Genomic DNA, 9,112 nt, shown 5'->3' on the forward strand with positions numbered 1-9,112 from the left:
AGCCATACGCACATCATTAGCGATGAGATTGGTTTGGACTCAGCTAGCTACTCAGATCAGCTCTCAGACCGCTTAGAACAAAGCCCAAGCCATTTCCTCGGCAGCTATGTCGAGCAACTATGGCGACACTACATCGAAACCAGTTCGCGCTACCAACTTCTTGCGCACAACCTTCAAATCCATGGTGATGGAAAAACACTAGGCGAATTCGATTTTATTGTTTGTGACAACATCACAGGCAAAATAATACATCAGGAAATCGCGGCTAAATTTTACCTAGGGCTCCCCGCTCCCGATCACAAAAGCTGCCTATGGTTCGGCCCAAACAACATTGATCGACTCGACTTGAAAGCGGCGCATCTAAAAAACAAGCAATTACGCCTTTCAGATCTAGAGCATGCGAAAGCTGAACTCGAAAGAAGACACATCACCAAGGTGACAACTCAATGTATTCTGCGAGGCCGACTTTTTCTACCTTGGAACCAGCAGTTAAGAAAGCAATGCCAAGATCTGGACAAGCTAACCCAACACAGCCAGAAAGACGTTTGGATGACACTTTCCGAGCTAAGAGATTATGCCGCAACAAAACCAGAAAATGCGCAATTTTGGCTACTAGAGAAACAACAATGGCTTAGCTTGATGACGCGCAAGGGTTCGAGTTTGAGATACGATGAGATTCTCGCCAAACTTGAGCAGGTCGTTGGCAACGAGCGCAGGGGGGTGATGCTTAAAACACAAAGAAAACTCGGCACTGGCCTACTGAATGACGAAACAGCCTTGTTTATCGTACCCGATGACTGGCAGAAATATCGTTATGACTCACTAACGATACCATCAGAGAAGCCTCTCCACCCTTGAAGCCCGCCAGTGTGAACCATAAGAGCTCGAACATTGTCACCAAGCTTGTGATGTGCAAATTTATGCGCTAGAGCGTACAAAGCCTTTCCGGTGTATATTGGATCCAATAACAACCCATAATTCTGATGGAACTCAGAGATAAACCGTCGCAAGAGCGGCGTCATTTTAGCAAAGCCGCCGTGATGGTAATCATGCCAGATTTCAATATCCTGCGTATCAAATCGGGGAAGATACTGCGAAACCCTCTGCTCCAGATCGCTCGCACCCTTTAAAGCGGACACCCCTATAACGCGCTGTCTCTGTGGCGCAGCGGCGATAATGCCAGCCTGAGTGGTACCAGAACCTACCGGAGTTAAGATAATATCGTAGCCCTCATCGAGCTCGTCGAAAAAACGCTCCATTAGTTCTCTTATTCCCTGCAAACCGGCAAGCCCCTCTCCTCCTTCTGGAATAATGTACGTATCGGGATAGCTCGATTGAACAAGACTCTTATGCTCAGCTGTTGCATAACGTCGATAGTCTTGCCTATTCATCCACCTCAGGCACATGCCCCATGATTCGCACTCAATGAGCGTTGGTGAAAGCTTACTCCGAGACGGTTTCTCACCTCTTATAATGCCCGTTGTACTGAAACCGTAATGATGCCCGGCATAGGCTAAAGCGTGTAAATGGTTCGAGTAAGCGCCCCCGAAACTCAAAACATGATTGTGCTCCGAGGCATAAGCAGCGAGGAGATGATGTTTCAGCTTGAACCATTTATTTCCTGAAATAAATGGATGGATTTTATCTAACCGCAGGACATCAAGCTCTAGGTTCCGAAAACGACTCGTTTCAAAGAAACGCGCAATCAAACCGGAAAGTTGATAATGCGACACATCCGGACGACGGCTAAACGCCTCAAACAAGTCTCGTAGCTCAACTTTTCCTAAAGCCTGCTGCACGTTTAGATATCCAATCGATGCAAATCGCAGCGGTCACTAATACCTAACTCGAAATCAGAAGGGGTTTCACACTTAGCGACTCGATTGTGGCAACGATCACCACTTGAATCCACCTCATGACAAATTGGATCATCAAAATGCTCTAACCACGCTCGATATGTCTTTTCACTTACACGCGCTTTTTCCGCAACAAACGCCATAGGATTCTCTGCATAACGAAGAATATCGTTTGAAGTCATCGAGATATGACCAACGCCCGCGTGGTAAGCGACATACACTACTTCCATTTCCTTGAGCGTCTCAACCAGATCATTTGAGCTAGGACCAGAACTCATGGTTTCTTTTAGCTCCTCAAGTTCTGCTCTCAACTGGTCTTCTCTCTCATCTCGGTATGCGAGATCAAGATCTCGACGATCAAGCTGTTCTCGCAGAAGCACTATCTCTGCTTCAAGCTTTTGCTTTTCGAGACCCTCACGTTCAGCAGAGCTAGCATGCTTAAGCCTTTCTTTCAGCTCATCTACAACACGTGATTGATTGCTCACTTTATCTTGCAGGTCAATATATTGCTCGTTCCGAGAACTCAAACGCTCTTGCAACTTCTCATTGGTAAGTTTGAATTTCTCGATACTTTGTTTGAGCGCTTGAATCTCATTCTTGTATGCGTGAATCACTATACGCTGCTCACGATCCAACTCTTGACCCGCGCGCTCTTTGTGCATTTCCAGCGTACGGATTCGGAGGCGCTGTTCTTTCAGTAGACGAGCTAGCTTGATCCGTTTATCCGCATCCGCGTCAATATCGGCAACAACGTTCGGAGCTTTTGCTCCGCCTACGACCGGCACATCATCCTTGGCAAGCGTCGGAATACCCACCGGCTCGCCTTCCGGCTTATCAGCAAAACGAAAGCGTAATCGGTTAGCGCTCACCGCACGACGCAGAGCCAAAAGATCGTTTGCTCCGGGGTTCATATCAGGATCCCATAGGTCATCCTGGTGCCAGTTAATAGAACACTGTGATCGACAGGCCAAGCGTATAGGCCCGCCACCAAGATCAGGACCACTTCCACTGACAGCTGCTAGTTTTTCGACCGGAAGATTCCAGGAAGTATCAGCGTGACTCTCTTCATCGAAATAGATCTTAAAAAATACAGCCGCTTCAATATCGCCATATGGCCCAATGACGGAATAAACCGCATAAGCATCCTCATCCACATATTCAGGAATAGAGCTCAAACCGTCGAGTAAGGCCTCAAATTCTGAAAATAACATTTGGCGAGAAACCGCGTGGTCTTTCATAAAGAACACGGCTTCGTTCGTTGACTGCCCCATATATCCCTCAAAAACAAATTCGCTGATCTATCAGAAAGTTTAGATGATGCTTTGAGAAGCACACGGTTTAATTTCATTTTTACCGCAGACCTGAATCACAATTCAAGACATTGCGACACGATACGCAAGACACAAAAAAGGGCTCATAAATGAGCCCTTAATGATTAGAAGAGAAATTAAAGTTCAGCAGCTAGCCTTGAACCTTGGTTAATTGCTCGTTTCGCATCTAGCTCAGCAGCCACATCTGCACCACCAATCAAGTGAACATTTAAGCCTTTCGACTCAAGTCCTTCCTGAAGCTCACGCAAAGGATCCTGTCCGGCACAAATAATAATGGTATCAACATCTAGAAGCTTCGGTTCCGTGCCCACCAAAACGTGTAGTCCTTCATCATCGATCTTCTCGTAACTAACGCCATTAATCATCTTGACGTTGCGATTCTTAAGAGACGTGCGATGAATCCACCCTGTTGTCTTACCAAGATTCTTGCCTACTTTAGAAGTCTTACGCTGAAGCAAGTACACCTCTCGCTCCACTTCAGGGTGCACCGGCTCTACACCTTTAATACCACCCTGATGCTCCATATTAAGATCAACGCCCCACTCAGCCATAAATGCGGGAATATTCAAGCTCGGAGATTCACCTTTATGAGTAATAAACTCTGACACATCAAAACCAATACCACCTGCACCGATTACCGCTACTTTTTTACCGACCGGTTTGGTGCCTTTAATCGCATCTAGGTACGAAATAACTTTCTCACTCTCCACTCCTGGAATCGCAGGCGTACGCGGCTTAATCCCCGTTGCTAGAATAACCTCATCAAAACCTTCGCTCTCAAGCGCATCGACATCTACACGCATATTCAGCTGCAACTTCACGCCATGTTTTTTGATCATCTCGCCGAAGTAACGAAGCGTCTCATAGAACTCTTCCTTACCAGGAATTTGTTTCGCAATATTGAACTGACCACCAATTTCACTTGCAGAATCAAACAACGTGACATCATGTCCTCGCTCTGCCGCGACAGTTGATGCCGCCAAGCCTGCCGGACCCGCCCCAACCACCGCAATTTTCTTCGGCGTTGCAGTTTTAATGTAGTTCAACTCTGTCTCATGACATGCACGAGGATTCACCAAGCACGACGTTAGTTTCATTGAAAAAGTATGATCCAAACACGCCTGATTGCAGCCGATACAAGTATTGATCTCGTGCGCCTTATCATTCGCTGCCTTGTTTACAAAATCGGAATCTGCGAGGAAGGGACGGGCCATAGAGACCATATCTGCATGCCCATTTGCCAATACATCTTCAGCGACTTCCGGCGTATTAATTCGATTAGTCGTGATTAATGGTATTCCAATAGAGCCTTTGAGTTTCGCAGTAACCTTAGTAAACGCCGCCCGCGGCACCATCGTAGCGATCGTTGGTACACGAGCTTCATGCCAGCCGATGCCCGTATTGATAATCGTTGCGCCCGCTTTCTCAACTTCCTTTGCAAGTTGAACGACTTCTTCCCACGTGCTCCCATCTTCAATCAAATCAAGCATCGATAGTCGATAAATGATGATAAATTCTGGCCCGACTCGTTCACGCACTCGACGGACAATTTCAATAGGAAGACGAATGCGATTTTCATATGCCCCCCCCCACTGATCTGTGCGTTTGTTCGTATGAGAAACAATAAACTGGTTGATGAAATAACCCTCAGATCCCATCACCTCAACACCATCATAGCCTGCAATTTTGGCCATCGCCGCGCTGTTAGCAAAAGCCTCGATCTGTTCTTCAATACCATCCTCGTCCAGCTCTTTGGGAACGAACGGATTGATCGGAGCTTGAATCGCAGAAGGGGCGACTAATTTTGGATGATAAGCATAACGGCCAGCATGCAGTATCTGCATACAAATTTTGCCACCGGCCTCATGGACCGCCTTAGTCACTATCTGATGTTCATACGCTTCTTCTTCGGTGCTCATTTTTCCCGCACCAGGACCAACTGCACCTTCTACATTTGGCGCAATACCACCGGTAACGATAATTCCAACACCACCTTCAGCACGCTCTGCATAGAACTTGGCCATCTTTTCAAAACCATTTGGAGATTCTTCAAGACCCGTGTGCATCGACCCCATCAAAACTCTATTTTTCAACTGGGTAAATCCTAAGTCTAAGGGTTCAAGCAAATGCGGATAAGCTTGTGACTGTGCTTCTTGAGTCATACGTATCTCCAATAAGTTCAGCAACGAGTGATGATATCGTTACATGCTGTATAAAAACGAGGCATTAAAGTAGCCCTCAAAGCACTGAACAACAATACCTTTCATAAACATTTTTGTTACCCTGATATACAATTTTACTTTTTCAGCCTATGAAACAAATACAAAGACTCTCCCTCGGTGACATATCGATCAATTTTGCAAAAGTCATATTCGACACATTGACTGACATGGGATTCGAAACGCAAAACCTCAGTGAAAGCTTCTCCTTTAACGATGAGTTTCTAACTACTCCCGATACAAGGATAAGCATTCCTAAGTATATGCGCTTGGGTCATCAGGCGATTCTCATGACTGGGAGACCAGATCTGGGCTTGGTATTCGGTTCGAAAACGCACAATGGCACTACAGGCCTGGCCGCACTTGCAGCGCAATGCGCACCAGATCTTGAGTCGGCTCTTCGATTACTCATCAACATGGAAACACTGAGCAGTCAAAATTCCCGCGGAAAATCTAGATTCTACATAGAAGACGGAAGAGCTGTGTGCCACTTTTACTCAATCAGCCCATACAATAGATATAATCTTTTTGTCGTCGATGCCATGCTGAGCACTTGGTGGCGCTTTTGTAAACAACACACCGAAGACAAAGTCCATTGCCACCACATCGAGATCGAATACCCCAAGCCGAGTCATGCTGATTCATTTGAAACACACTTTGGCTGCCCAATACTATTCAGTCAAAAACGAAATGCTTTAGTTCTGAAACGGGGTCATCACCACGAAAGACTCACAGACAGCTGCGCGACCACATTCTCTAAAATGACGGAAATCTGCGAACAAGAAAGACGTAAATGGAACTCTGGAACGACCACTGCGGACCAAGTCGTTGATCTAATATCCGCAAATCTCACGGGCACACCGCCCAACATCGAATCCATTGCTAGAAAACTTGGCATCGCAGGCTGGACACTGCGCCGACGATTGGCCAACGAAGGATTTAAGTTTCAGACATTACTTGATGACACTCGAAATGCGCTCGCTCAAACATATGTTCGAGACACAAAGCATAACTTTACGGAGATTGCTTTTCTTCTAGGTTTTTCTTCTCCATCCGCCTTTCATAGAGCCTTTAAACGCTGGAGCGGAATGAGCCCTGGCAGCTACAGAGACGGACCAAAGCACGATCAGACTAAATAGTAATAGAGGACGATCGAATTGGAGGAAATCGCATTCGAGAAATATGTAAGTACTGCGACTAAAGAAAGAAAAATAAAAGCCAGAGAAAGAAGTTTAAAGTGGCGGACCGGACGGGACTCGAACCCGCGACCCCCGGCGTGACAGGCCGGTATTCTAACCAACTGAACTACCGGTCCGCATCTTTAAAAACTCTACCTAAACCATTTGAGCTGAGCCAAACTAGTAAAGGATTTGGTGGGTGGTACAGGGATCGAACCTGTGACCCTCGCCTTGTAAGGGCGATGCTCTCCCAGCTGAGCTAACCACCCATCTGGGTGACAACTTAAGTGGCGGACCGGACGGGACTCGAACCCGCGACCCCCGGCGTGACAGGCCGGTATTCTAACCAACTGAACTACCGGTCCGCATCTTAAAGCTGTTTTCGACTTGAGCGGTTTGGTGGGTGGTACAGGGATCGAACCTGTGACCCTCGCCTTGTAAGGGCGATGCTCTCCCAGCTGAGCTAACCACCCTGCTCAAATCGAGATGCGCATTTTAACGATTTGGCCCTTACTGTCAATCACTATTTCGGGTTTTTTTAGGAATTTGAAATGCTTTGTTAACTGAGACGAAATTCTTGAAAAAACAGGTACTTTGATGTTGTGGCCAATCAATTTAGCTGTTGCAAAATCCTCTCACGCTCCTCTTCCCTTTCAGTAAGAGCAACACGCTCAGGTTTAGGCAACGACTGAACAACAGGCAGCTCTTTCCCAAAAGGGTTAAACCAGAAAAACTCATCAAAATCGTCCCCTTCAGCAAAATCAGGATCATAGGGCGCCGGCTTAATATTCCCTGCCCGCGCAGCCGCCTCTAAACGCTCTAGGGTCAGCTCATCATTTAGTGAAAGCTCTCTACGAGGCTCTCTCCAAGGCGCCAACCAATTCATCTGAGGCTCTCGAATTCGTTCAATCTCGGCCAGATAAGCATCTACATCTTCGTGATAAAAATACAGCTCTTGCTCGAGGGTCAAATTATCCTCACCCTTAAGCTCTCGATACATGTCACTAGGCAAATACCAGATCGGAAACCCCCAAAGGAAATTGTTCGACCAAGGCCAAATGACAGAAAACCAGCCATAATCTTGCATCTCACCGTTGAGCAACTCCTCAGCTTGATCCGAATCGTTAGATGTCCAAAACGTGTGGTCAAGAAAACGAGTGTGTGGCATTTCCTCCATCGCTAAATCTCTTGAAACCAACTGCACATCGGCGGACGCCATTTCATCGTCCGGAGCTAAATCGGGGTGCAACTGTTTCGGTAGAGACTCTTCAGAGTGACGAATGTAGAAAATCTTTCCGGGGTCAATTTCCAGCCCAATATCCGCCTGCAAGTTCATGTCAAACGCCATCATGAGCTTGTCATCAAAAGATTCAAAACCCAGCATTGGTAAGAAGCTTTTACGTACCGCAAAGTCATAACTGCCCGCCGGTAATTCAACCACGGTCCAGCTTCCCGATCGCAAGTTAAAAACCAACTCGTCATTTAGGTAGTAACTTGGTGCCTCAACTTCCTCATCAGCCCACTGAGAATAAGGCCGATAAAAGTAGATCAAACCGTTTTCTTCAGGATTCCATTCTGTGTCCTTAAGCTCCTCAAAGGGACGTCCCGTCTCATTGGGCAAATAGTAGGAACCGAAGTTGCGCCCGGTAGACCAATAAATCGATGGATACCAACCTCGCCCCTGCTTGTGGAACGGTTTTGAATATGGCGCGGTCGTATCAGCAACAGACTGAAAAGAAACAGACCACCCAGCGGCGACCACCGCTATGCAGACCAAAAAACGCAATTGAAGTAAAATAAAGTTCATCCTTGAAGTATAGCAATTCGCCTCGCGCGATTTTGCGAAGTAATATCCGTTTTCAGGCGCTCTATGGAGCGCTGCCAGCAGAAACCTCAAGCTTAAGCTCGTTTAAACGCCGATCAAGACCAACAATACGTTCATTTATCTGTCTGCGACTCGCATCAATAGACGCAATCGCCTTAGCATTTTCGACCGCTTGCTTGCCTGCATCAGACTTCGCTATACGACCAAGCCTATCACTGAGCTCTGAGATGCGCGTCGCTAGATCGTCAACACTCTCCTCTATCGCTTCACGCGTAAGCGCCAGCTCACTTTGTCCATTCGCAACTTGCTTCTTTAGTGCTGGCATTTGCTGAGCCAGCGCTATCGATTCTGCAACTTGCGATTGCAGTTTTGCTATCTCCTTGGTCTGCACTGCTAGTTGCGACTGCATCGGCGTCAAATCTTTCTCCTTCAACTGAGAAAACCGACTCCCCAACCCTGCAAGCGCATCCTTGTTCTGAGATATCGCTTTTCGGTTCTTATCGCCTGCAACGCCCCACAACTTCCGCATTTCAGAATCCAAGAATTTCAATTTCTCAGCCGCGGCGCTCCCTGACTCTTCCAGCTCAGCGCCCGCCTCGTTGAGTTCGCCCTCAAGACGCGCCATCGAAAGCTTGCTTTGATTTACAAAATCCATCGCTTCCGCCAAATCCTGCTCCACCCTGGACAACGCTTGACTCTGCGT

7 protein-coding genes and 4 tRNA genes are annotated in these 9,112 nt (G+C 47.0%); 2 read left to right on the forward strand and 9 right to left on the reverse strand.

The window, feature by feature from the left end; all coding sequences use genetic code 11:
* A partial coding sequence (locus A3750_RS08015; protein ID WP_068548156.1) for a DUF1853 family protein occupies positions 1 to 858 on the forward strand: 858 nt, incomplete at its 5' end.
* On the opposite strand, the gene A3750_RS08020 is transcribed toward A3750_RS08015, so the two are convergent.
* The 3 genes from A3750_RS08020 to A3750_RS08030 form a co-directional block, all read right to left on the reverse strand.
* Complete coding sequence (locus A3750_RS08020) at positions 813 to 1,799, reverse strand: 1-aminocyclopropane-1-carboxylate deaminase/D-cysteine desulfhydrase (protein WP_197466184.1); 987 nt, start codon at positions 1,797 to 1,799, stop codon at positions 813 to 815. The two genes, A3750_RS08015 and A3750_RS08020, sit on opposite strands and share 46 nt — an antisense overlap.
* Before the next feature lie 2 nt (positions 1,800 to 1,801).
* Positions 1,802 to 3,127 carry a hypothetical protein gene (locus A3750_RS08025; protein WP_068466148.1) on the reverse strand — a complete coding sequence of 442 codons (1,326 nt, stop codon included), beginning with the start codon at positions 3,125 to 3,127 and terminating at the stop codon, positions 1,802 to 1,804.
* A 176-nt stretch (positions 3,128 to 3,303) separates the two neighbouring features.
* Positions 3,304 to 5,349 (reverse strand): NADPH-dependent 2,4-dienoyl-CoA reductase, encoded by a 2,046-nt coding sequence (locus A3750_RS08030; protein WP_068452935.1) that lies wholly within the window; start codon positions 5,347 to 5,349, stop codon positions 3,304 to 3,306.
* 227 nt (positions 5,350 to 5,576) lie between these two features.
* Here A3750_RS08030 and A3750_RS08035 point away from each other — a divergent pair, with 227 nt between their 5' ends.
* Positions 5,577 to 6,545 (forward strand): AraC family transcriptional regulator, encoded by a 969-nt coding sequence (locus A3750_RS08035; protein WP_231871767.1) that lies wholly within the window; start codon positions 5,577 to 5,579, stop codon positions 6,543 to 6,545.
* Between the two features lie 99 nt (positions 6,546 to 6,644).
* Here the strand turns inward: A3750_RS08035 and A3750_RS08040 are convergent.
* The 6 genes from A3750_RS08040 to A3750_RS08065 all read right to left on the reverse strand — a co-directional run.
* Positions 6,645 to 6,721 (reverse strand) — tRNA-Asp (locus tag A3750_RS08040).
* Between the two features lie 56 nt (positions 6,722 to 6,777).
* A tRNA-Val gene (locus A3750_RS08045) sits at positions 6,778 to 6,853 on the reverse strand.
* A gap of 19 nt (positions 6,854 to 6,872) precedes the next feature.
* Positions 6,873 to 6,949 (reverse strand) — tRNA-Asp (locus A3750_RS08050).
* Between the two features lie 32 nt (positions 6,950 to 6,981).
* Positions 6,982 to 7,057 (reverse strand) — tRNA-Val (locus A3750_RS08055).
* 137 nt (positions 7,058 to 7,194) lie between these two features.
* Positions 7,195 to 8,391 carry a DUF2846 domain-containing protein gene (locus A3750_RS08060; protein ID WP_068458006.1) on the reverse strand — a complete coding sequence of 399 codons (1,197 nt, stop codon included), beginning with the start codon at positions 8,389 to 8,391 and terminating at the stop codon, positions 7,195 to 7,197.
* Between the two features lie 61 nt (positions 8,392 to 8,452).
* The coding region (locus A3750_RS08065) for a hypothetical protein (RefSeq protein ID WP_231871766.1) at positions 8,453 to 9,112 on the reverse strand (660 nt) is incomplete at its 5' end.

The sequence above is a fragment of the Oleiphilus sp. HI0079 genome, assembly GCF_001635105.1.